This window comes from Polaribacter sp. ALD11 (assembly GCF_002831685.1).
In the GTDB taxonomy this organism is placed as follows: Bacteria; Bacteroidota; Bacteroidia; order Flavobacteriales; family Flavobacteriaceae; genus Polaribacter.
In genome coordinates, this window is record NZ_CP025119.1 from 2,773,685 (window position 1) to 2,796,039 (window position 22,355).

The following is a 22,355-nucleotide window of genomic DNA, read 5'->3' on the forward strand; positions in this document are numbered from 1 at the left end:
TATGTATTTTTACCTTTTAAACAGACTTGTGAAATATAGATATCTTTTATTACTAAGTATTTTTGTGCTGTCTTGCGGAAATAATCAAGACAAAGAAAAAATAAAAAAACCAAAACCTTTAATGAGTTTGGTTAAAACTCATACCGCAACAGAAAATGTAAAACCTATTTTTTTAAAAGAAGTAGATAGCTGGGGTGAGTTAAAAGCAATAGATTCCTTTTTTGTTAAATTTAGAAAAATTTCTCCTAACGAAGCATTAAGTAATGCTGTAGAATTAAAAAGTTTAATTAAGAGCTTAAAAGAGAATATAAAGCCTGACAAATTTAACATACTATCTCTAGAAGCAAGAATTAACATCTTATATAATGAAGTATTAAGATTAGCAGATTTAATAGAAATTGGAGCCATAAAAGCAGAAGAAGTAAACATACAGGTAGATAAAACAATGTCTGCTTTTTCGGATGTTAACACAAAAATAAATACAATTTTAACAAAGATTAATTTTGAAAACGAAATTGATATAGATGTTAAGTTTATTGGTTTAGATACCACAAGAATAGACAGTATTTCTAAAAAATCGATAGATCTTAGGCTCAAAGAACAGGTAATGAGTAAAAATAAGGTAGACAAAATTTCTAATAATAAAGAACAATAATTATGAGAAGCAATTCTTTTACGTTTAAGTTTTTTCTTTTCTTATTCTTGAGGAAGTTCTATAGGAGTTAAAATTGACAAAGATTATATAAAAAAAGAAGTCAATACATTATTGGTAAATTGGCATCAAGCCGCCGCAGATGCAGATTTTAAGGAGTATTTTGGGTTAATGGACAACACTGCTGTTTATATCGGAACGGCTGCAGAAGAAATCTGGACTAAAGAACAGTTTGCAAGCTTTAGTAAACCTTATTTTGATAAAGGTAAAGCGTGGGATTTTAAAACGTTAGAATGTACTGTTTCTGTAAACGAATATGGTTCCTTTGTTTGGTTTGATGAGCTTTTAGTTACTTGGATGGGAACTTGCAGAGGTTCTGGAGTGCTAGAAAAGAAAGAGGGTTCTTGGAAGATTAAGCAATACGTTTTGTCGGTTCCAATACCAAATGAAGACATTCAAACAGTAATTTTAGCGAAAAAGGAAAACGATGCTATTTTCTTAAAGAAGCATCAGAAATAATTTTTTTAGAAGCCATTTCCTGCTTTCCACTATATCTTTTTTATTGTTGTTCTCGATACCAATTTTTTCATTCTTCAAAATTCACTTGAACGGACAGTTAAAAAGGATACCGTTTCAATCAGGTCTAATACCATTGAATGGTAAATAATGATATTTAAAGTCAAACAATTAAGAAACAACCTCGTTTACAACTTTATAAATCAACTCATTTTCAAAGCCTTTTCGCATTAAAAAATCAATTAGTTTTTTCTTTCTTTTAAAAATGTTTGACTCAGAAATTACTTCGTTTCTGTTTTCTGTAATTCTATAAATAGTAGCAATATATTCTTGTTCATCAATTTCCTTTAAAGCTGTTTTTAAATTGTAGGCAGAAATATCTCTAAACTTTAATTCTCTAACAATACGTTGTTTTCCCCAGCTTTTAATTCTGAATTTTCCTCTGGCAAAACTTTTAGAGAAACGTTCTTCGTTTAAGAAATTGTCTTTCATTAAACTCAAAAGAATCAGTTCTCGCGCTTCAGGAATCAGATTATACTCACGCATTTTTTGTTCTACTTCTTTATGACACCTATCTTGATACACGCAATAATTTTCTAGTTTACGTTTTATTTCATCAACAGTAAAAACTTTCTTTTTCCTTTCAAACATTATTTCGAAAATACAAAAAGGGTTGAAACTATGATGATTTCAACCCTTTTTTCTATTAAATAAAAATAGATTATATAATTACAGGGTTTTTAAAAACCTTGCAGTATAAATAATTAAATCTGATTTTTCTCATCTAACCTTTTATCCTCATTAAAACTAGTTTCAGGTTTTCCTTCTTGAACCTTTAACAAACCTTTTAACCTCATTTTAAATTTCGTAATTAAAAAGAATAAAATAGGTACAACTATCAATGTTAAGAAGGTTGCTATTAACAAACCATAAATAACAGTTTTTGCTAAAGGACCCCAAAAAACAACATTATCTCCCCCCATATAAATATTAGCATCAAACTCGCTAAATAAGGTAAAGAAGTTAATGTTTAAACCAATTGCTAAAGGAATCAATCCTAAAATAGTAGTAATTGCAGTTAATAAAACTGGTCTTAAACGCGCTTTACCAGCTTTTACAACCGTTTCATATAAACTATCTAACGGTAGATAATCGTCTTCAGAAATATTGTCTTGTATTTTTCTTCTACTAATTAACAGTTCTGCATAATCTAACAGCACAACACCATTATTTACCACAATTCCTGCAAGAGAAATAATACCAACCATGGTCATCATAATTACAAAAGGAGCTCCTGAAATTACCAAGCCACCAAAAACACCAATGAAACTTAAGAAGATTGCCAACATAATAATTCCTGGTTTCGAAACCGAATTAAATTGGAAAATAAGAATGAAGAAAATTAATAGTAGACCTGTAAAAAACGCGCCAACTAAAAACGTCATTTGTTTGTTTTGCTCTTCAATTTGACCGGTATAATCAATTTTAATTCCTCTTGGCAAATCTTTAAAATTCTTCATCGAATTCTGAATTTTCGCCACCACAGCACCTGCATCTGTTTCTCCTGGAGATAATGCAGAATATACAGTTACTACTCTTTTTACATCTTTGTGTTTTATAGCACTAAAGCCAGAACTGTTGGTTTGTGTTGCTACGGCAGAAACAGGAATCTCTTTAATCTTACCTGTTGCAGGATCTCTAAATGTTATTTTCTGATTAAAAACGGCACTTTTATTATATCTATCTTCTTTGTTAAAACGGACATATATATCATAATCTTCGCCATCTTCTTTATAAATTCCAGCTTTGCTTCCAAAAATCGCAGATCTTAATTGTTGCCCAACTTGCCCAGTAGAAACACCTAATTCTCCAGCTTTTTTTCTGTCGACCAAAACCTGCATTCCTGGTTTCGATTTATTTACATCGATCTTTAATTCGTCTACACCAGTAATACTTTGCGTGTTTAAATAATCTCGCATTCTTTCTGCTGTAAAAATCAACTCTTCGTAATCTTCACCGTTTAATTCAATATTAATAGGAGAACCTGCTGGTGGGCCATTAGCATCTTTTTCTACCGAAATTAAAACTCCAGGATAAATACCAACTAAAGCAGCTTGTACTTTTTGTCTTAGAATTTCACTGTCTTTTCCTTTTCTAAATTTATACTCACGCATAGAAGCAGTAATCTTCCCTTTGTGTGGCATTTCTGCAGAAGAACCTCCGTCTGTTTGTGGGTTTCCTGCACCTTCACCCACTTGAGAAACGGTACTTTCTACTAAGAAATTATAATCACCGTCGGTATACATGTCTTGGTTTAAGACACCATATACTTTTTGTTCAATTTCTTTTGTAATTTGATTTGTTTTCTCAATATCTGTTCCTTCAGGATATTCGATATAAACAATAATTTGATTTGGCTTGTTGTCTGGGAAAAATTCAATTTTTGTTCTTTGTTCACCCACAGACCAACCAAAACCAGCAAATGCAATAAACAAAAGAATAAAAGTTCCAACAACCAAAATATAAGGAGTCCAGCCAGAAAGTGCTTTTTTTAATCTTCTTTCATACCAGTTTTCTAAAGAAACCAAGGTGTTTTTCTGAAAATAATTTGCAGCTTTTCTAAGAACTAATCGATAAACCCACAACATAATTGCTGTGAACAAAATTAAAGTTCCTAAGGCGTTATATTCTCCTCCAAAGAAATAAATTAGTAAGCCAATAACAGCCATTATACTTGTTAGTTTAATGATGCTTTTTATTGGCATATCTTTGTCCTCTTTACTCATAAATTGAGAAACCAATACAGAGTTAAAGAAAATTGCTACAAATAAAGAAGAACCTAAAACGATAGAAAGTGTAATTGGTAAAATAACCATAAATTGCCCCATAACTCCTGGCCACAGACCTAAAGGAATAAAAGCAGCAACGGTTGTTGCTGTAGAAATTATAATAGGAAAAGCAATCTCTCCAATACCTTTTTTGGCAGCTTCAATTCTACTCATTCCTTCCTCGTCCATTAAACGATATACGTTTTCAACAACTACAATTCCGTTATCTACCAACATTCCAAGTCCCATAATTAGACCAAAAAGTACCATTGTATTTAAGGTATAACCTAGTGCACCTAGAATCATTAAAGACATAAACATAGACATTGGTATTGCAAAACCAACGAATATTGCATTTTTAAAACCAAGGAAAAACATTAAAACAATTACTACTAAGATAACTCCGAAAATAATATTGTTTACCAAATCGTCTACTTGACCAATTGTTTTTGGAGATTGATCATTGGCAATAGTTACCTTTAAATCTTGCGGAAAATGATCTTTTTTAGCATTTTTTACAATTACTCCAATTTTGTCTGCAGCATCTACCATGTTTTCTCCAGACCTTTTCTTAACATCTAGCATTACAACAGCAGCACCATTTTCTCTCGCATATGTAGTTTTGTCTTTATCTTTAAAAGATATTTCTGCTACATCTCTCAAATAAATTGGGTTTCCGTTTTCAGATTTTATTACAAATTCCTCCAAATCTGAAGGCTTGTCAATTTCACCTACAATTCTTATCGTTCTTCTTTGTTTACTGGTAATAAAGTTACCTGCAGACATCGTTATGTTTCCACGGTTTATAGCATTTGTAATATCATCGAAACTAACTTTTGCCGCCATCATTTTATAGATGTCAACAGCAACTTCTACTTCTTTATCTTGTGCTCCACGAATGTCTACTTTCTTAATTTCAGTTAAATCTTCAATTTCATCTTGTAAATATTCTCCATATTCTTTTAGCTTATAAACTGGGTAATTTCCGGAAATATTAATATTTAGAATTGGTACTTCCTCAGACATACTCAATTCAAAAACATTAGGGGTTACTTTTGCGCCATTAAATGTTGGCCAATCTTCACCTGCAGTTTCTTGATCTATTTCGTCTTTTACTTTCTGTTTTGCTTTGTCAACCGAAATATTTTCATCAAATTCTATAGTAATTATCGAATAATCTTCTTGAGAAGTTGAAGTGATTTCTACCACATTACTAACAGATTTTAACTTGTCTTCTAATGGGTTTGTAATTAATTTTTCTATATCTTCTGCTGTGTTTCCAGGATATACAGAACTAATATAAATCTTCGTTTCATTTATCTCAGGGAAGTTTTCTCGAGGCATTGAAAAGTATGCCGAAATTCCTAAATAAAGAATTAAAAACATCGAGACGTAAATGGTTGTCTTGTTATTTATTGCCCAAGAAGAAAGCTTAAATTCTTTATCTACTTGTTTGTTTTTTTTAGCCATTTTTCTACTATTTATTAATCACTTTTACAACCTGTCCGTTATTTACACTTCTAGCGCCTTCCATAACTACTTCGGCATCTGCAGTAAGATTTTTAACTACTTCGATATAATCTCCTTGAGTTCTTCCTGTTTCGATAATTAACCTTTCTGCTATTGCTTCGTTATTATCTTTTTTATTTTTTATAACGTAAATAAACTGTTCTCCTTTTGCATTTTCAGAAATTATACTTTGTGGTATTAAAACGGCATTTACATTCGTATAATCGTTTAATTTTAATCTTGCAGTTAAGTTTGGTTTCACTTTTCCTTTTAAATTAGGTACACCAATTTCTATTTTAAAAGACCTGTTATTAGGGTTGATAAAATTACCAACTTGTCTAATTTTAGAATTTAATGTTTCACCTAATACAGGGAAGTTTACTTCTACAGATTTGTTCTCAGTAATACTACCAATATAAGTTTCTGGCACTTCTGTTTCAATATACATATTAGAAAGGTTTAGAATTCTAAAAATTTCTGAACCTTGACCAGGAGCAACTACAGTTCCTCTTTCTCTAAAAATATTATCTATAATTCCAGAAAAAGGAGCTCTAATAGTAGATTTTCCTAACTGAATTTTCAACTGATTTACAGCACTACTTTGAGCTTCATAAGATGTTTTTGCTTGTAAAAACTGAATTTCTGATCCAATTTTTTGGTCCCACAATCTTTTCTGACGTTCATAGGTCGTTTTTGCCAATTGTGCATTTGAATTTAATTGTGCTAATTGTTGAGACATTCCTCCGTCATCAATTCTTGCTAAAACTTGCCCTTTGGTAACTTTCTGACCTTCTTTTACAAGAACACTGTTTAAAATTCCTGGCATTTCAGGGTATATTAAAACATTCTGTTTTGTTTGCACATTACCTTGTAGTTCTATAAAGTGTGTAAAAACTTCTTCTTTAACTTTAAATGTTGTTATTAAAGGAATATTTTTATCTTCATTCAAATCATCTAATCGATCGTTTAGTTTTTTTAACTCAACAGATAATTCTTGTTGTTTAGCATCTAATGTTGCTTTTTTAGATTTTATTTGAGCAACATCATTTGTAGCTAAAACGTCATCTACAGAAACTTCTTTTTTACCTCCACAAGAAGTTAAAATAAGCGTTGTAATTAGTAGTAAATATATTTTTCTCATGATATTTTGTTATTTGATTGGTAGGTTTAATGCGTTTTCTAATGTTGCCTTTTTTGCAATTACATCTAACATAGATTGAATGTAATTTTGTTGTTGCGTGTATAATTGATTTTGTGCCTGCAATAAATCGAAACTAGAAGAAATTCCTTCAAAAAATTTAACACGTTGTTTCTTTTCTATTCGTTCTGCTAAACCAACATTTTTCTTTGATGTTTGGTAGTTATCAATACTTATTTGATAATCATTTTTTGCTTTTTGTGCTTCTAAAGAAAGTCTTTGCTTCATTTCTTCTAGTCTTAAATCTGCATTTTCTAATGCTATTTTTGCTTGTGCAGTTTTTGCTTTTCTACCAAAGCTACTAAAAATAGGCACATTTAAACTTACTCCCAAGAGAGAAGAATCAAACCAACGTTGGTCGTTTTTTAAGAATGTAAAAGAATTTGAATTTGCTTGTGCGCCATAATTTACAAAAGCACTTAACGTAGGCAAAGCTTTACTTTGCTCTAATTTCATCATTAATCTTTTTGTTTCTCTGTCGTTTTCAGAAATTTTAAAATCGATGTGATTGTTTACATTAAAACTTTGTGAAATTAATGCTAAACTAATATTTTCCTCCGCCAAAGAATCTAAAGAATCTGTAAGAACTAATTTTGTTTCAATAGCATTACCTAAAGAGAGGTTTAGCATCTGGTATGCAATGCCTTTCATTCTTATAACGCTATTTAATTGGTTTTTTAAATTACCTAATGTAATTTCTAATTGCTCAACGTCTTCTTCTTCATTTAAACCATTCTCATAGATTTTTTTAGCATCATCATAGTTTTTCTGAAGAATTTTTATGTTTCCTTCTAATATAATAATACTCCTTTCTGTAACTAAAACATTTCCATAAGCATTAATAACAGCTTCTTTGGTTAACATTTCTGTTTTCTTGTTTGCTTGTTCAGAAATTTTTAAATATGTTTTAGATGCTTGTAAACCTACTAAATAAGAGCCGTCAAACAATAGTTGTTTTAAAGTTACAGTAGCGTTCATGTTTTGTTTTGTTCCAAATACAAATTCTTCATTTGTACCATCTTGATCAAAATCTGCAAGTGTTATTGGTTGTTTTATAAAATTTTGATAATCTACTTTTCCGTCTATTTGAGGAAGACCAATTGTGGTGGTTTCCCAAACTTTTTTCTGAGCAGAAAGAATATCATTTTGCGATGCTTTTGTGTTGTAGCTATTCTCTAAGGCAAAATTTATAGCTTCCTTTAAAGAGAGCTGTTGTGTTTTTTCTTGTGCATTTGTTACTAAGAAAAAACAGGTACTTATGCATACCAGAATTAATTTTTTCATGTGGTTTTATTTCAGTTTTAATTGGTTTTCTAATTGTTGTATTCCTTTTTGTGTACTTATTGCTCTTAAATGATATTCTAAATAATTACTCATTAAGATATTCATAGAATAATTTGTTAAAGGAAATAAATCCTTATCCTTTATGCCTATCATTCCGTTAAAATAAATTCTTGAAATAAATTCTAAATCTATACTTTCTCTATAAAGCTCCGTATCGATCCCTTTTTTTAAATTGTCTATCACACAATCTTGCATTATATGAAACTGTTTCTGCTTTAAAGATGCATAAATTTTCGGGTAATATTTTTGAAGTTGGTATTGGGGAGAAGATTTTTCGTCTTTCAAATTTTCCATAACGAATCTTTTTATAGAAAAAAGTTCATCAATGGCATCTAATTTTAATTCGCAGATGCCGTCAATTCCACTACAAATTGTGTCAAACATATAATGCGTTACTGCTTCTACAAGTTCGGTTTTATTTTTAAAATATTTGTAAATAGTTTTTTTTGAAACTCCAAGTGAGCTTGCAATTTCATCCATAGTAACACTCTTAAAACCTAGGTTTAAGAAGAGTTCATTCGATTTTTCTAATATTTTTTCTCTCATAATTCGTGTGCAAATGTACAAAAGGAAACTTTAGAAACAAAAATAGTTTCCAAAGTTTTAATGATTTTTTAACATTTAGTTATAAGAGACAGAAATCTTTACATTATTTTTACAAAAAATCACAAAAAATCACAAAATTGGACATTTTACATTATCAAAAAGATTTTCTAGAATACTTAGATTCAAAAGAATGGGTAAGAGAGCCTAAGAATCTATACGAGCCTATAGACTACATTATTAAGTTAGGGGGAAAAAGAATGCGCCCTGTTTTAACTTTAATGGCAGCAGATATTTTTTCTAAAGACTATAAAAAAGCAATGCCAGCAGCTTTGGCTGTTGAGGTTTTTCATAATTTCACATTAATTCATGACGATATTATGGACGATGCGCCTTTGAGAAGAGGAAAAGCAACGGTACATGAAAAGTGGAATTTGAATACAGGGATTCTGTCTGGAGACGCAATGCTAATTTTAGCATATCAATATTTTGAAAATTATGAACCTATCGTTTTTCAGAAATTAGCAAAACTTTTTGGTAAAACAGCTTTAGAAGTTTGTGACGGACAGCAATTAGATGTCGATTTTGAAACTAGAAATGATGTTACTATCGATGAGTATATTAATATGATTCGTTTAAAAACTTCTGTTTTAGTTGCTGCAGCTTTAAAAATGGGAGCAATAGTGGCGGAAACAAATGAAGAAAACGCAAGTCTAATTTATGATTTTGGTTTAAATCTTGGTTTGGCTTTTCAGTTGCAAGATGATTATTTAGATACTTTTGGGGATCCTAAAACATTTGGTAAACAAGTAGGAGGAGATATTATAGAAAATAAAAAAACGTACTTATATCTAAAGGCTTTGGAAGTTTCTTGTGAGGCAGAAAAGGGAAAGTTAGAACATTTCTACAGGAATAAACTAAAAGAAAATTCGATTAAAATAGCAGAAGTTCGAAGAATTTTTGAGTTAAATGATATTCCTTTCTTAATAAAACAAGAAATAACTAATTATACAGAAAAAGCATTTAATACGTTGTCTAAAATGAGTATTAAAGATTCAGATAAACAAGGACTTAGAGATTTTGGTTTGTGGTTAATGAATAGATCTGTTTAAGTTTTATTATTTTTATTGTGTGATTTTAAAATAAAGAGTACATTTGCACCCAATAATTTTGGTCCCATAGCTCAGTTGGTTAGAGCACCTGACTCATAATCAGGTGGTCCTTGGTTCGAGCCCAAGTGGGACCACTTTATTTTAAAGCCTTTACAGAAATGTAGAGGCTTTTTTGTTTTACATAAATTTCAAGAATAATTTAAGATAAATAGATTTAAACCCTCATTCTAATCTGAATTTATTAGAATAATTACATTTAAAATTTTCTTTTTTAAAACTTAAAGATCATTTAGAGTACTACTGCATATTTCATCAATGAGAAGAAGTATTCATATTTAATGGAATGTCAGCTTGAAATCTTTTCGCTTTTATATTTATTTTTCCATCAAATTTAAAGTTTCAGAAATAGTTGTTACAGGAAGTTTACAAGAACTATTTACACAAACATATATGTAGGTCTCGTTTTCTGTAAATCTGTTTTCTAATAGTGGTAAATTAGAGTTTTCCGTACTATAAGAAATTAAAATATTTGGGAGGTAGTTTTTATGTAACTCTGCTAGCTTCTTTTTAGCGTATTTACCTGCAATTACAACTTCATAATACGGATTCGTATAATTTAACATTACAGCCAACCAATTAGAAAAAGAAGCAGCATGATCTACTATTTTTGGTTTTATATTATTAAGCATCGAAGTAGCCATTTTTAAGTATTTCTTATCACTTAAATGATGAGAAAGCGCAAATAAATTTTTTGCCATGATAGAATTACTAGAGGCAATTACATTGTCTTGGTATTCTATTGTTTTTGCTACCAACGGAGCATCTTTTTTAGAAGTAAAATAAAACATTTTTGAAGTTTCATCATAGAAATGTTCAATAGCATACATAGTTAACTCTTTCGCTTTTTGTAGCCAAATCTCTTCTGAAGTTACTTGGTGTAATTTAATAAAAGCTTCAACTATAGCAGCATAATCTTCTAAATAGCCATTAATGCTACTTTTGCCTTTTTTATAATTATGATATAATCTACCATCTTCTAGTAATTGATTATTTAAAATAAAATGCGCATTTTTAAGGGCTGCATCTAAATATTTTTTTTCATTAAAAACTGAATACGCATCTAAATAACCTGTTATCATTAACCCGTTCCAAGAAGTTAAACTCTTGTCATCTAGCCTTGGTTTTTTACGCTTTTCTTGCTCTTCTCTTAATGTTTTTTTCCAGTTGATTTTATATTCTTTTAATTTAGAAATTGAAATGTTATTTTCTTTACAAAAACCAACATCATCAATAGTTTTTATAAGTACAAACTTATCTTCTTCCCAAAAACCAAAATCGTTGATGTTATAGTATTTAGAAAATAAGTCAAAATTACTTTTTAAGAGGGTTTTTAATGTTGTCTTTGTCCAAGAGTAATATGCACCTTCTTCTAATTTACCTTCATGATTATAGCTATCGGCGTCTAAGGAAGAGTAAAACATTCCTTCTGGTGAAGTAAGTTCCTTTTTAACAAAATCTAAAGTTTCATAAACTACTTCTTTGTAGGTTTTGTTTTTAGTTATTTGATACGCGTTTGCATACAAGCTTACTAATTGAGCATTGTCATACAACATCTTTTCAAAATGAGGAATGTGCCATTTTTTATCAACAGAATACCTAGAGAAACCTCCATTTATTTGATCGAAAATTCCGCCAAAAGCCATTTTATGTAATGTATTTTCGATGTGTTTCATCAATTTTTCATCATCATCTTGATATGCATAACGCATTAAAAATTGATAATTATTTGGCATCATAAATTTTGGAGGATTATTTGTGCCTCCAAAATTAGCATCAAAAGATATGCGCCATTTTTCTACTTCTTTTTCTATAAAAGTCTTTGTAAAAACAGGTTCAGCTGTATTTAAATGAACTAAATCTAAATCTTTAATTCCTACCTCTAATTTATCTGCAAAAGCATAAAAATCTTCAGGCCTGTTTTTAAAACCTTCAGCTGTTTGTTCTAAGATTTTTAACCATTGTTCTTTAGGGAAATAGGTTCCTCCAAAAATAGGTCTTCCGTCGGGTAAAGCAATTACATTTAAAGGCCAGCCACCACTTCCTGTCATTAATTGTACTGCTTTCATGTAGACTTTATCTACATCTGGTCTTTCTTCTCTATCAACTTTAATGTTAATAAAGTTTTTGTTCATAATTTTAGCCACAATAGAATCTTCAAAACTTTCCTCTTCCATCACATGGCACCAGTGGCAAGCGGCATAACCAACACTAATTACAATTAATTTATTGGCTGTTTTTGCTGTTGCTAACGATTTTTCATTCCACGCTTTCCAGTTTACAGGATTATGAGCGTGTTGTAATAAATACGGACTTGTTTCATGTACTAAATCGTTTGTAAATTGATGTTTATCTTTTTTAATGTTTTCTGTACAACTGATAAAAATTATCAAAAAAAACAAATAGATTAGGGTTTCATATTTTGGCATTATTAGCTTTTAAAATTGTTAATTCTTTGTTCTTATTTGGAATGATAAAATGTAAAAGACCATCAATTATAATCTTTTTAACTGCTTTTACTTTTTTTATAGAAACTTTTATCGGTAGTAGATTGAAACTCTCTTACACTGTTACTTAACAAAATAAAGCTTTTAGAAGCATCATATTTAATGGTTTCTATTTCTGCATCATACACATTTCCAACCCCAAATATATCTAAAAAACCATCATTATTCACATCAGCAACTTTAATACTTAATGTTGGCGAAAATTGGGCTTTAATTGGTAATTCCTACAAAAAAATCATTTAAACCATCATTATTAATATCAATGATAGATACACCGGTTGTCCAGCCAACTTCATCAGAAATATTTGCTTTTAACGTAATGTATGTAAACTCGAAATCGCCATTATTTAAGTATAACTTATTCTATTCTTGGTTAGAAGTAAAGTAAATGCCTTCTAAATCATCATTATTAATATTGCCTACAGAAACGCCACCGCCATTATAAATTATGCGTAATTTAGAAAGTTGAAGTAAAGGGTTTCTTTAAGGGTGTTTTTAAATAAATATTTGTGTCTTCTGATGCTAAAAGTGTAAACTGCTTCGCCGGGTTCTTCTCAGGAGTACAAGAGAAACCAAAAATCAAAATTAGGAACAGAGAAATAGTGTTATTTGGTTTCATTTATGGATGCTTTTTTAATGATAAGGAGCGTTAAAAGAGAATTCTTAGTTTTACTTTAATAGTTCTTTTTACAATAATGAATCAAGTTTATTCACTAAAAGGAGTTCATAAAGAAGAGGGTTCAAACGAATCTCTCATTTTTTTGAAGGTTTATAAAAAATTAGTAAAAATTAAGTGTGAAGACATTTTGTATGTTGAAAGCTTAAAAGATTACATCAAAGTATTTACAAATAAAGAGCATTATCTTGTGCATAAATATCTAACGAGTATAAGAGAAGAGCTTCCTGAAAATAATTTCATCAGAATTCATAGGTCATATACCATTGCAATAGATAGAGTAAAAAAGTATAGAAGGTGATTTGGTAGAAAATATGTTAGTCACGCAAAACGTGTTATTCTAAATATTGATTAATTTTTATTCCTTAAATGAATCTGTATAGGTGTAATTCTATGTCATTGGTAGATAATATTTATCCAAGACTTCATCTTTTTTTTATTCATTTTTAGATAATTTAAAGGGCGTTGAGTATTTGCTTTTAACAGCAGTTGGTTTATTGTTTTTAGGCTATGTTTTTGATGTCTGGTTTCCTATAAATAAAGCGATTTGGAGTAGTAGTTTTGTTTTGGTTACAAGTGGTTGGGCAACATTAATTCTAGCTATAATTTATTATTTAAGAGATATAAAGCAATTTAAATTCGGAAATATATTTAAGTATGTTGGTATGAATGCAATTACAATTTATTTCTCATCAAGTTTTATTTATAAAAGCATGTGCCTAATTAAGGTAGGGTAGCATGGTAATATTTATATGAAAGTGTTTTTTGAGCAATCTTTCTTCTCAAACAACTTGTCGTCATTATTATACGGTTTAACTGTTGTCTTATTTTATTTAGGATTGGGGTATTTAATGTTTAAAATTAAAATTTTTAAAAAGGTTTAAGTTATTTTATTAAATCTAAAATAAATTTTTTAGGGAGATTTCTTCAAGGTTAAGGAGGTTTTTAGTATTATAGAACTTCGTTAAAGTACAATTTCATCCCTCTTTTTCAGTATTTTATAAATCGACTTGTAAAATATTGGTAGCTAGCTATCAGAAATATGCTTACATTTGCCAACGAATTAAAAAATGTTTTTCGCAAACAATGGTAATTAGAGAAGTGAAAGTTATTCGAACAGTAATCTCATTTATCTTCTAAATAACTAATAATTGGTTCGAGGGCATATTTAGTAACTTTTTTTTAGACAAGTATATACTTGTAATTATTAAAAATTTCAAATTTTAATCTGGGGGGATATAAAATGAAGAAAATAAAACTTACAGTACTTATTATAGTACTTCTTACTACGCAATTGGTTTGTGGTCAAATTGTACCACCACCTTCACCAGGTCCACCACCACCACCAGGTCTTCCTGTTGATGGGGGATTAGTTTTTTTATTGATATCTGGTTTAATCTATGGTGTTAAAAAACTAAAGAAGTAGCGTTTTACTTCTTTGTTAATCTGCTAACGTATTTTCCAATTACATCAAATTCTAAATTAACTTTATCATTTACAGATAAGTTTTTAAAAGAAGTGTTGCTATATGTGTATGGTATAATGGCAACGCTAAAAGAATTGTCTTCAGAATTTATTACAGTTAAACTTACACCGTTTATTGTAATAGAACCTTTCTCTATAGTTATATTGTTTTTTTCTGAATTGTATTTAAAAGTAAAGACTGTACTTCCATTTTGATTTTCAATACTTGTGCAAACACCGGTTTCATCTACATGACCTTGTACAATATGGCCATCTAATCGATCACCAAGTTTCATTCCGCGTTCTAAATTAACTTTTTCAGAAACTTTTAAACTACCAATATTAGTTTTGTTTAAGGTTTCTTTTATTGCTGTTACAGTATATTCATCACTTTTAATACCAACTACTGTTAAACATACGCCATTATGTGCAACACTTTGGTCTATTTTTAACTCATTAGTAATACTGCTTTTAATTGTCAAGTGAAGATTCTCCTGCTCTTTAACCAAGTTTGTAATTGTACCAAGTGTCTCAATAATTCCCGTAAACATTTCCCTAAATTTTAGTTACTTTTGTAGAATATCAAAATTAAGACTATTACAAGAGTTATGGGGGAAAAAACTGATAAAATAATTGTTGGAATTTCAATAGGAGATTTAAACGGAATAGGAATAGAGGTTATTTTAAAAACATTCGAAGATAAAAGAATGTTAGATTTTTGTACGCCAGTCTTATTTGGGAGTACAAAAGTGATTTCTTACCATAAAAAAGCTTTGAATATAGAACTTCCTGTTCACGGAATTACTTCTATAAACCAAGTTAATCATTCAAAAATAAATATTTTAAATATCTGGAAAGAAGAGGTTGCTATACAATTAGGGGAAGCAACGAAGATTTCTGGAGGATATGCTGCAAAATCATTAGAAGAAGCAGTAAAACATTTAAAAGAAAAGACAATAGACGTTTTATTAACTGCGCCAATTAATAAAGAAACAATTCAGTCAGAAAATTTTAATTTCCCAGGACATACAGAATACTTAGAAGCTAATTTAGAGGGAAAAAGTTTAATGATTTTAATGACAGATCAATTAAGAATTGGTTTAATTACAGGTCATATTCCTATTTCTGAAGTTGCTGAAGCAATTACTCCAGAAATTATAAAAGAGAAGGTTGAAACAATGTACACTTCTTTAAAAACAGATTTCGGAATTTCAAAACCTAAAATAGCCGTTTTAGGATTGAACCCTCATTGTGGTGATAAAGGTGTAATTGGCAAAGAAGATGATGAAATAATAAAACCAACTATTGCTGAAATTGCAGCATCAGGAAAATTAGTTTTTGGTCCTTATGCAGCCGATGGTTTCTTTGGCTCTGAGACCTATAGACAGTTTGACGGTGTTTTGGCAACGTATCATGACCAAGGTTTAGCACCTTTTAAAGCATTGTCTTTTGGCAACGGAGTTAATTTTACGGCAGGGTTAAGTGAAATTAGAACTTCGCCAGATCATGGAACCGGTTTTGATATTGCAGGAAAAAATAAAGCAAACCCTTCTTCTTTTAAGGAAGCTTTATTTACCGCAATTCAAATTTATAAAACAAGAAATGAATACAAAGAGCTTACTAAAAACCCACTTTTAGTGAAGCATTAAAAATAAAATTCTTTTTTTGAAAGAAAAGAGTGTATAGAAACATTTTTTTATATCTTTGCACGCTCAATTTGATGTTTGATAATGAAAGACTTGAAACAATTCAACATACCGTTTGTAGGATTAAAGGAAGGGAAGCATTTGTTTGAGTATAGTATTGACAATACGTTCTTTGAGATATACAACTATAGCGAGTTTGAAAAATCTTCAATAAATGTTACTTTAGAATTTGTAAAAAAAAGCACTTTGTTTGAGCTTGTTTTTACCGCTTCAGGAACTGTAAATGTTCCTTGTGATGTTACAAATGAATATTTTGACCTTGAAATTACATCAACTTTACCGTTAATTGTAAAGTTTGGGCCAGAATATAATGATGATAATGAAGAGATTTTAATCTTGCCGCATGAAGTATATCAATTTAGTGTAGCACAATTTATTTATGAAATGATTGTGTTAGGAATTCCTAACAGAAGAATACATCCAAAAGTATTAGACGGTACTATGGAGTCTGAAGCACTAGATAAATTAGAAGAATTAGAAGTAAAAGAAGTAAAAACTGTTCAAACAACAGACCCTAGATGGGATAAATTAAAGAATTTAATAACAGAAAAAAAGACATAAAATGGCACATCCTAAAAGGAAAATATCCAAAACTAGAAGAGATAAAAGGAGAACGCATTATAAAGCATCTGACCAACAGATTGCTACAGATCCTACAACAGGAGAGGCGCACTTGTATCATAGAGCTCACTGGCATGAAGGTAAACTTTATTACAGAGGTCAAATAGTATTAGAATCTGCAACAGTAGAGGCTTAGAAAGAATTTATTTTGTATGAAAAACCCTCAATTTCGAGGGTTTTTTTGCGTTTTTATATCAAATTTCATCGTTTTTGATAACTTTTACCTTAAAAAGTAAAATAAATTTCATTACTTTGAAATTCCTTAACATTGGGATAACAAACTAATATTATGACAAAAATCACTGCAGCAATATCAGCAGTAGGGAAATATGTTCCTGAATACGTTCTAACAAATAAAGAGTTAGAAGCCTATGTAGAAACGAATGATGAGTGGATAACTTCTAGAACAGGTATCAAAGAAAGAAGAATTTTAAAAGGAGAAGGCTTAGGTACTTCTTATATGGCAATTAAAGCTTCTGAAGACTTAATTAGTAAGTCTAACATAGATCCAAAAGAAATAGATTTAGTAATCGTTGCAACTGCAACGCCAGATTTACCAGTTGCCTGTACAGCTGCTTATGTCGCTACAGAAATTGGTGCAACAAATGCATTTGGTTATGATTTACAAGCTGCATGTTCTAGCTTTCTATACGGTATGTCTACAGCCTCTAGTTATATAGAATCTGGTAGATATAAAAAAGTGCTTTTAATTGGGGCAGATAAAATGTCTTCGATTATAGACTATTCAGATAGAGCAACTTGTATTATTTTTGGTGATGGAGCAGGAGCTGCTTTATTCGAACCAAATTATGAAGGTTTAGGTTTGCAAGACGAATATTTAAGAAGTGATGGTATTGGAAGAGATTTCTTAAGAATAGAGGCTGGTGGATCTCAAATGCCAACTACACAAAAAACAGTCGAAGAAAAAAGGCATTTTGTGTATCAAGAAGGTAAAACTGTTTTTAAATATGCTGTTTCTAATATGGCAGAAGTTGCAGAAAAAATGTTAACTAGAAATAACTTAACAGAACCAGATATTCAATGGTTGGTTGCACATCAAGCTAATAAAAGGATTATAGAAGCAACTGCAAAAAGAGTAGGGGTTTCAGCAGAAAAAGTAATGATGAATATTCATAGATATGGTAATACAACATCTGCAACTTTGCCTTTGTTATTAGCAGACTATGAAAGTCAATTGAAAAAAGGAGATAATTTAATTTTTGCTGCATTTGGTGGTGGTTTCACTTGGGGAGCTGCATACTTAAAATGGGCTTACAATTCATAAATATAACAACTAAACAATAAGAAAAATGGATATTAAAGAAATTCAAAATCTTATAAAATTTGTAGCTAAATCTGGCGCTAGCGAGGTAAAGTTAGAAATGGAAGATGTGAAAATCACAATAAAAACAGGTTCAGAAAAAACAGAAACAACTATTGTTCAAGCTGCACCAATGCAAGGTATGCCACATATGGCTGCACCAATGGCGGCGGCTCCAGTAGCAGAGCAACCAGCAACAGTTGGGAGTACGGAAAGTGAAGATGCTAAATTCATCACTATTAAGTCTCCAATAATTGGTACTTTTTATAGAAAGCCATCTCCTGACAAACCAAATTTTGCAGAAGTAGGTACAGAAGTTAGTATTGGTGATACCGTATGTGTTATCGAAGCTATGAAATTATTTAACGAAATAGAATCTGAAATCTCAGGTAAAATTGTTAAAGTTTTAGTAGATGATTCTTCTCCAGTAGAATTTGATCAACCATTATTTTTGGTAGACCCATCATAGTTAAATTATAAGTTAGAAACTAGATATTAGAAGTTTATCTTCTTAAAGAATCTAAAGAAAACTAAAAATTTAATGTCTAAAAACCAAACAAGATGTTTAAAAAAATATTAATTGCCAATAGAGGTGAAATAGCGCTACGTGTTATTAGAACCTGTAGAGAAATGGGTATTAAAACTGTAGCTGTATATTCTACAGCAGATGCAGAAAGTTTACACGTTAGATTTGCAGATGAAGCCGTTTGTATTGGTCCTCCTCAAAGTTCTGAGTCTTACTTAAAGATGTCTAACATTATTGCCGCTGCAGAAATAACAAATGCAGATGCAATTCACCCAGGTTATGGCTTTTTATCTGAAAATGCTAAATTTTCTAATTTATGTGAAGAACATAATATTAAATTTATTGGAGCAACAGGTAGAATGATAGACCAAATGGGAGATAAAGCAAATGCTAAATCGACTATGATAGAAGCTGGTGTACCTTGTGTACCAGGTTCTGAAGGTGTTATTGCAAATTTTGAAGAATGTAAAAAAGTAGCTATAGAAACTGGTTACCCTGTAATGCTAAAAGCTTCTGCTGGTGGTGGTGGTAAAGGAATGCGTGCAGTTTGGAAAGCAGAAGATTTAAAAGATGCTTGGGATTCTGCGAGACAAGAATCTAAAGCCGCTTTTGGTAATGATGATATGTATATGGAAAAGCTTATCGAAGAGCCAAGACATATAGAAATTCAGATTGTAGGAGATTCTTTTGGTAAAGCATGTCATTTATCTGAAAGAGATTGTTCTGTACAAAGACGTCATCAAAAATTAACAGAAGAAACGCCTTCTCCTTTCATGACAGATGAATTGAGAGAGAAAATGGGAGATGCTGCTGTTAAAGCTGCGGAATATATAAAATATGAAGGTGCAGGAACTGTAGAGTTTTTGGTAGATAAGCATAGAAATTTCTTCTTTATGGAGATGAATACACGTATTCAAGTAGAGCACCCAATTACGGAAGAGGTTGTAAATTACGACTTAATAAGAGAACAAATTTTAGTTGCTGCAGGTGTACCAATTTCTGGTAAAAACTATTATCCGAAAATGCATTCAATAGAATGTAGAATAAACGCAGAAGATCCTTATAATAATTTTAGACCAGCTCCAGGGAAAATTACAACGTTTCACGCTCCAGGAGGTCACGGAATTAGAATTGATACACACGTGTATGCAGGCTATATGATTCCGCCGAATTACGATTCTATGATTGCTAAATTAATTACTACTGCTCAAACAAGAGAAGAAGCAATTAATAAAATGAAACGTGCTTTAGATGAGTTTGTAATTGAAGGTGTTAAAACAACGATTCCTTTCCATAGACAATTAATGGATCATCCAGATTATGTTGCAGGAAACTATACTACTAAGTTTATGGAAGATTTTGTAATGAAATAAAACCGTACAATTTAGTACTAATAATAAAGTAAAAATAGAGAATACAGTTTGTGTTCTCTATTTTTTTTACCTTTATGCTAAATATGTTTTGGTATGAAAATAGATGGAATAGATAAAACAATTATTAAGAGATTGGTAAAAGATGCAAGAACTCCAATTTTAAGTATTGCTAGAGAGGTTGGTGTTTCTGGTGCAGCCATTCATCAAAGGCTAAAGAAATTAGAGAAATCTAAATTAATAGAAGGGTATAGTATGATTCTTAATCCTGAAGCTTTAGGATATACAACAACTGCTTTTGTAGGTGTTTATTTAGATTCATCAAGCCAACTATCTTCAACAATAAAAAGATTAAAAGAAATACCAGAAGTTATAGAAAGTCACTACACAACAGGTAATTATGCAGTTTTTATAAAAGTTTTATGTAAAAATAACAAAAGCTTAAAAGATATCTTAAATGACAAAATTCAGCCAATAAAAAATGTTTTAAGAACAGAGACTTTTATTTCTTTAGAGCAACAGGTAAAAAGACAAATAAATATTTAAAATTTTGGAAATACCAAACTTAGATTATTTAAAAGAAATTTCAGGAGGAGATCTCGATTTTGAAAATGCAATGCTTTCACTTCTGAAATTAGAGTTTCCAGCAGAATATACTGTTTTAAAAATGAATTTTGACAATAATAATTTTGATGAAATAGCATTAGATATTCATAAAATAAAACACAAAATAGGAATGCTAGGTATGGAGGCCAGTGTCGATTTAGCTTCTAAATGCGAGAAGAACATAAAAAATGGTAATACCGAAGAATATAGAGATCTGGTATTAATTTTAGAGAGAATTAATGTATATTTAAAAAATAAATAGTCCCCCAACTACACCATGAATTGTATAATTATAGATGATGATGCATCTGCTAGGTTAATTATTAGGCAGTTATGTAAAAACACAAAACTAATTGTAAAAGAAGAATTTTCTTCTGCTATAGAGGCAATAAAATACTTAAATTCTAATAATATAGATGTTGCATTCGTAGATATCCACATGCCAACTTTTTCTGGTTTCGATTTTATTAAAACCTTAAAAGCACCACTTAAAGTTATTTTAACAACTTCAGATAAAAATTTTGCTTTAGAAGCTTTTGAGTTTGATTGTGTTGTAGATTATTTATTAAAACCAATAGGTATAGATCGTTTTCAAAAATCTATAGAGAAACTTTCCAATCTATCTTTAGTTAATCTAACAGCAGAAGAAAACAATCGTGAAACTGAAAACACAGATTTTATTTTTGTTAATGTTGATAAGCGATTAGTTAAAATTAACATTCCAGAAATTTTATTAATAGAAGCAAAAGGTGATTATATAAGTATTAGAACAGATCAAAAAAGTTATTTAGTACATTCTACTTTGAAAAAGATTGACAAAAAACTTCCTTCTGACTTATTTTTAAGAATCCACAGATCATATATTATAAATACTTCAGAAATTATAGACATAGAGGATAATAGTGTTTTAATTAAAAAGCATGTTATTCCTATTAGTAGATCACATAAATCAGAATTAATAAAGAGATTAAATCTTTTATAAAATTTTTTATCTAAGACTTCTTGCCATTCAGCTACAATAAGTATTCACTCATCGAAATTCAATAATAAAAAAGATAGAAAAAAAGTATCTTTGAAGTGTATTTAGAGGTAAGTACAATTTCATAATAAAAGGTTGAGTTAAATATCATAATGAAATACAATCGTAGGTTGGGGGATTTACTGATTGTTTAAAAAAAGCCAAAGATTAGTCTTTGGCTTTTTTTTGTGCTATTTTTTTTAAAAAATATTATTAAGTTTTAAGTAAGGTTTTAGTGTTTCCTTAATTATAGTTTTAAAGCAGATATAACTATTTCTTTTAGATTCTTAAATGTTTATAAAGAATTCTAATCTTACGCTTTTTAAATTTTATAAGAAATAATATCCATTTTTTCAATGAAAATAAATTCACAGATTTTTAAAGTTAATAGGAAAAATAAAGAGAATTTGGCGGAGGGAGAGGTTTAAAAGCAAAAAAACCGTTGAAAATCATAAGATTAACAACGGTTATTGTACTGAAGGCGGGACTTGAACCCGCACGGCCATTACTGACCACTGGATTTTAAGTCCAGCGTGTCTACCAATTCCACCACTTCAGCATTGGTATGCTATGTCATAATAGAGCGAAAGACGGGATTTGAACCCGCGACCCCCACCTTGGCAAGGTGATGCTCTACCCCTGAGCTACTTTCGCAGTCAATGTTTATGAACTTTGCTCCTCTTCAAGGACTCGAACCTTGGACCCTCTGATTAACAGTCAGATGCTCTAACCAACTGAGCTAAAGAGGAGTTTGCAACACTATTTGTGTTTAGCGACTGCA

The 22,355-nt window shown here is 30.3% G+C and carries 25 protein-coding genes and 4 tRNA genes; 17 read left to right on the forward strand and 12 right to left on the reverse strand.

Annotated features, from left to right (window positions below; all coding sequences use genetic code 11):
* The first annotated feature begins 28 nt into the window (after positions 1-28).
* Both CW731_RS12190 and CW731_RS12195 read left to right on the forward strand, forming a co-directional pair.
* Positions 29-655 carry a hypothetical protein gene (locus CW731_RS12190; RefSeq protein ID WP_157812227.1) on the forward strand — a complete coding sequence of 209 codons (627 nt, stop codon included), beginning with the start codon at positions 29-31 and terminating at the stop codon, positions 653-655.
* Between the two features lie 111 nt (positions 656-766).
* The gene (locus CW731_RS12195; RefSeq protein ID WP_232734670.1) at positions 767-1,171 is read left to right on the forward strand and encodes a nuclear transport factor 2 family protein; all 405 of its coding nucleotides are present in this window, start codon (positions 767-769) and stop codon (positions 1,169-1,171) included.
* Positions 1,172-1,339: 168 nt separating this feature from the next.
* Here CW731_RS12195 and CW731_RS12200 read toward each other — a convergent pair whose 3' ends face one another.
* The 5 genes from CW731_RS12200 to CW731_RS12220 all read right to left on the reverse strand — a co-directional run bounded on the left by CW731_RS12200 (position 1,340) and on the right by CW731_RS12220 (position 8,593).
* On the reverse strand, positions 1,340-1,819 hold the full coding sequence (locus CW731_RS12200; protein ID WP_100946984.1) for a regulatory protein RecX: 480 nt from the start codon (positions 1,817-1,819) through the stop codon (positions 1,340-1,342).
* 113 nt (positions 1,820-1,932) lie between these two features.
* On the reverse strand, positions 1,933-5,466 hold the full coding sequence (locus CW731_RS12205; RefSeq protein ID WP_100946985.1) for an efflux RND transporter permease subunit: 3,534 nt from the start codon (positions 5,464-5,466) through the stop codon (positions 1,933-1,935).
* Positions 5,467-5,473: 7 nt separating this feature from the next.
* Entirely contained in the window at positions 5,474-6,646 is a 1,173-nt protein-coding gene (locus CW731_RS12210; RefSeq protein WP_100946986.1) for an efflux RND transporter periplasmic adaptor subunit, read from the reverse strand.
* A gap of 9 nt (positions 6,647-6,655) precedes the next feature.
* The gene (locus CW731_RS12215) at positions 6,656-7,987 is read right to left on the reverse strand and encodes a TolC family protein (protein WP_100946987.1); all 1,332 of its coding nucleotides are present in this window, start codon (positions 7,985-7,987) and stop codon (positions 6,656-6,658) included.
* 6 nt (positions 7,988-7,993) lie between these two features.
* On the reverse strand, positions 7,994-8,593 hold the full coding sequence (locus CW731_RS12220) for a TetR/AcrR family transcriptional regulator (protein WP_100946988.1): 600 nt from the start codon (positions 8,591-8,593) through the stop codon (positions 7,994-7,996).
* 137 nt (positions 8,594-8,730) lie between these two features.
* Here CW731_RS12220 and CW731_RS12225 point away from each other — a divergent pair, with 137 nt between their 5' ends.
* Positions 8,731-9,702: a polyprenyl synthetase family protein gene (locus CW731_RS12225; protein ID WP_100947704.1), complete on the forward strand. Its 972-nt coding sequence runs from the start codon at positions 8,731-8,733 to the stop codon at positions 9,700-9,702.
* Positions 9,703-9,762: 60 nt separating this feature from the next.
* Positions 9,763-9,836, forward strand: a tRNA-Ile gene (locus CW731_RS12230).
* Between the two features lie 240 nt (positions 9,837-10,076).
* On the opposite strand, the gene CW731_RS12235 is transcribed toward CW731_RS12230, so the two are convergent.
* The 3 genes from CW731_RS12235 to CW731_RS12240 form a co-directional block, all read right to left on the reverse strand.
* Positions 10,077-12,188 (reverse strand): thioredoxin domain-containing protein, encoded by a 2,112-nt coding sequence (locus tag CW731_RS12235; protein WP_100946989.1) that lies wholly within the window; start codon positions 12,186-12,188, stop codon positions 10,077-10,079.
* A 77-nt stretch (positions 12,189-12,265) separates the two neighbouring features.
* Positions 12,266-12,436 (reverse strand): hypothetical protein, encoded by a 171-nt coding sequence (locus CW731_RS15610; protein WP_157812228.1) that lies wholly within the window; start codon positions 12,434-12,436, stop codon positions 12,266-12,268.
* 40 nt (positions 12,437-12,476) lie between these two features.
* Entirely contained in the window at positions 12,477-12,569 is a 93-nt protein-coding gene (locus CW731_RS12240) for a hypothetical protein (RefSeq protein WP_232734758.1), read from the reverse strand.
* On the opposite strand from CW731_RS12240, the gene CW731_RS15900 reads away from it, so the two are divergent.
* The 4 genes from CW731_RS15900 to CW731_RS12255 all read left to right on the forward strand — a co-directional run bounded on the left by CW731_RS15900 (position 12,529) and on the right by CW731_RS12255 (position 14,368).
* Positions 12,529-12,654 carry a hypothetical protein gene (locus CW731_RS15900; protein ID WP_302849629.1) on the forward strand — a complete coding sequence of 42 codons (126 nt, stop codon included), beginning with the start codon at positions 12,529-12,531 and terminating at the stop codon, positions 12,652-12,654. The two genes, CW731_RS12240 and CW731_RS15900, sit on opposite strands and share 41 nt — an antisense overlap.
* Before the next feature lie 307 nt (positions 12,655-12,961).
* Positions 12,962-13,243, forward strand: coding sequence for a LytTR family DNA-binding domain-containing protein (locus CW731_RS12245; protein WP_100946990.1), 282 nt, complete (start codon positions 12,962-12,964; stop codon positions 13,241-13,243).
* A gap of 172 nt (positions 13,244-13,415) precedes the next feature.
* On the forward strand, positions 13,416-13,679 hold the full coding sequence (locus CW731_RS12250) for a hypothetical protein (protein ID WP_100946991.1): 264 nt from the start codon (positions 13,416-13,418) through the stop codon (positions 13,677-13,679).
* A 506-nt stretch (positions 13,680-14,185) separates the two neighbouring features.
* Positions 14,186-14,368, forward strand: coding sequence for a PID-CTERM protein-sorting domain-containing protein (locus tag CW731_RS12255; protein ID WP_100946992.1), 183 nt, complete (start codon positions 14,186-14,188; stop codon positions 14,366-14,368).
* A 4-nt stretch (positions 14,369-14,372) separates the two neighbouring features.
* Here the strand turns inward: CW731_RS12255 and CW731_RS12260 are convergent, their stop codons facing one another.
* The gene (locus CW731_RS12260; RefSeq protein ID WP_100946993.1) at positions 14,373-14,957 is read right to left on the reverse strand and encodes a riboflavin synthase; all 585 of its coding nucleotides are present in this window, start codon (positions 14,955-14,957) and stop codon (positions 14,373-14,375) included.
* Positions 14,958-15,014: 57 nt separating this feature from the next.
* On the opposite strand from CW731_RS12260, the gene pdxA reads away from it, so the two are divergent.
* From pdxA to CW731_RS12305, 9 genes are all read left to right on the forward strand, one after another.
* Entirely contained in the window at positions 15,015-16,055 is a 1,041-nt protein-coding gene (gene pdxA / locus CW731_RS12265) for a 4-hydroxythreonine-4-phosphate dehydrogenase PdxA (RefSeq protein WP_100946994.1), read from the forward strand.
* An 81-nt stretch (positions 16,056-16,136) separates the two neighbouring features.
* Positions 16,137-16,673: a DUF177 domain-containing protein gene (locus tag CW731_RS12270; protein WP_100946995.1), complete on the forward strand. Its 537-nt coding sequence runs from the start codon at positions 16,137-16,139 to the stop codon at positions 16,671-16,673.
* Position 16,674: 1 nt separating this feature from the next.
* The gene (gene rpmF / locus CW731_RS12275) at positions 16,675-16,869 is read left to right on the forward strand and encodes a 50S ribosomal protein L32 (protein WP_100946996.1); all 195 of its coding nucleotides are present in this window, start codon (positions 16,675-16,677) and stop codon (positions 16,867-16,869) included.
* 153 nt (positions 16,870-17,022) lie between these two features.
* A complete protein-coding gene (locus CW731_RS12280) occupies positions 17,023-18,018 on the forward strand; it encodes a beta-ketoacyl-ACP synthase III (protein WP_100946997.1) in 996 nt (331 codons plus the stop codon).
* Between the two features lie 25 nt (positions 18,019-18,043).
* Positions 18,044-18,523, forward strand: coding sequence for an acetyl-CoA carboxylase biotin carboxyl carrier protein (accB, locus tag CW731_RS12285; RefSeq protein ID WP_100946998.1), 480 nt, complete (start codon positions 18,044-18,046; stop codon positions 18,521-18,523).
* A 92-nt stretch (positions 18,524-18,615) separates the two neighbouring features.
* Positions 18,616-19,953 (forward strand): acetyl-CoA carboxylase biotin carboxylase subunit, encoded by a 1,338-nt coding sequence (gene accC, locus CW731_RS12290; RefSeq protein WP_100946999.1) that lies wholly within the window; start codon positions 18,616-18,618, stop codon positions 19,951-19,953.
* Positions 19,954-20,046: 93 nt separating this feature from the next.
* The gene (locus CW731_RS12295) at positions 20,047-20,496 is read left to right on the forward strand and encodes an Lrp/AsnC family transcriptional regulator (RefSeq protein ID WP_100947000.1); all 450 of its coding nucleotides are present in this window, start codon (positions 20,047-20,049) and stop codon (positions 20,494-20,496) included.
* A gap of 4 nt (positions 20,497-20,500) precedes the next feature.
* Positions 20,501-20,818 (forward strand): Hpt domain-containing protein, encoded by a 318-nt coding sequence (locus tag CW731_RS12300; protein ID WP_100947001.1) that lies wholly within the window; start codon positions 20,501-20,503, stop codon positions 20,816-20,818.
* A 15-nt stretch (positions 20,819-20,833) separates the two neighbouring features.
* Entirely contained in the window at positions 20,834-21,538 is a 705-nt protein-coding gene (locus CW731_RS12305) for a LytTR family DNA-binding domain-containing protein (RefSeq protein ID WP_100947002.1), read from the forward strand.
* Between the two features lie 509 nt (positions 21,539-22,047).
* On the opposite strand, the gene CW731_RS12310 is transcribed toward CW731_RS12305, so the two are convergent.
* The 3 genes from CW731_RS12310 to CW731_RS12320 form a co-directional block, all read right to left on the reverse strand.
* Positions 22,048-22,133: transfer RNA gene (locus CW731_RS12310), tRNA-Leu, on the reverse strand.
* Positions 22,134-22,156: 23 nt separating this feature from the next.
* Positions 22,157-22,228: transfer RNA gene (locus CW731_RS12315), tRNA-Gly, on the reverse strand.
* Positions 22,229-22,249: 21 nt separating this feature from the next.
* Positions 22,250-22,323: transfer RNA gene (locus CW731_RS12320), tRNA-Asn, on the reverse strand.
* Between the last annotated feature and the right edge of the window lie 32 nt (positions 22,324-22,355).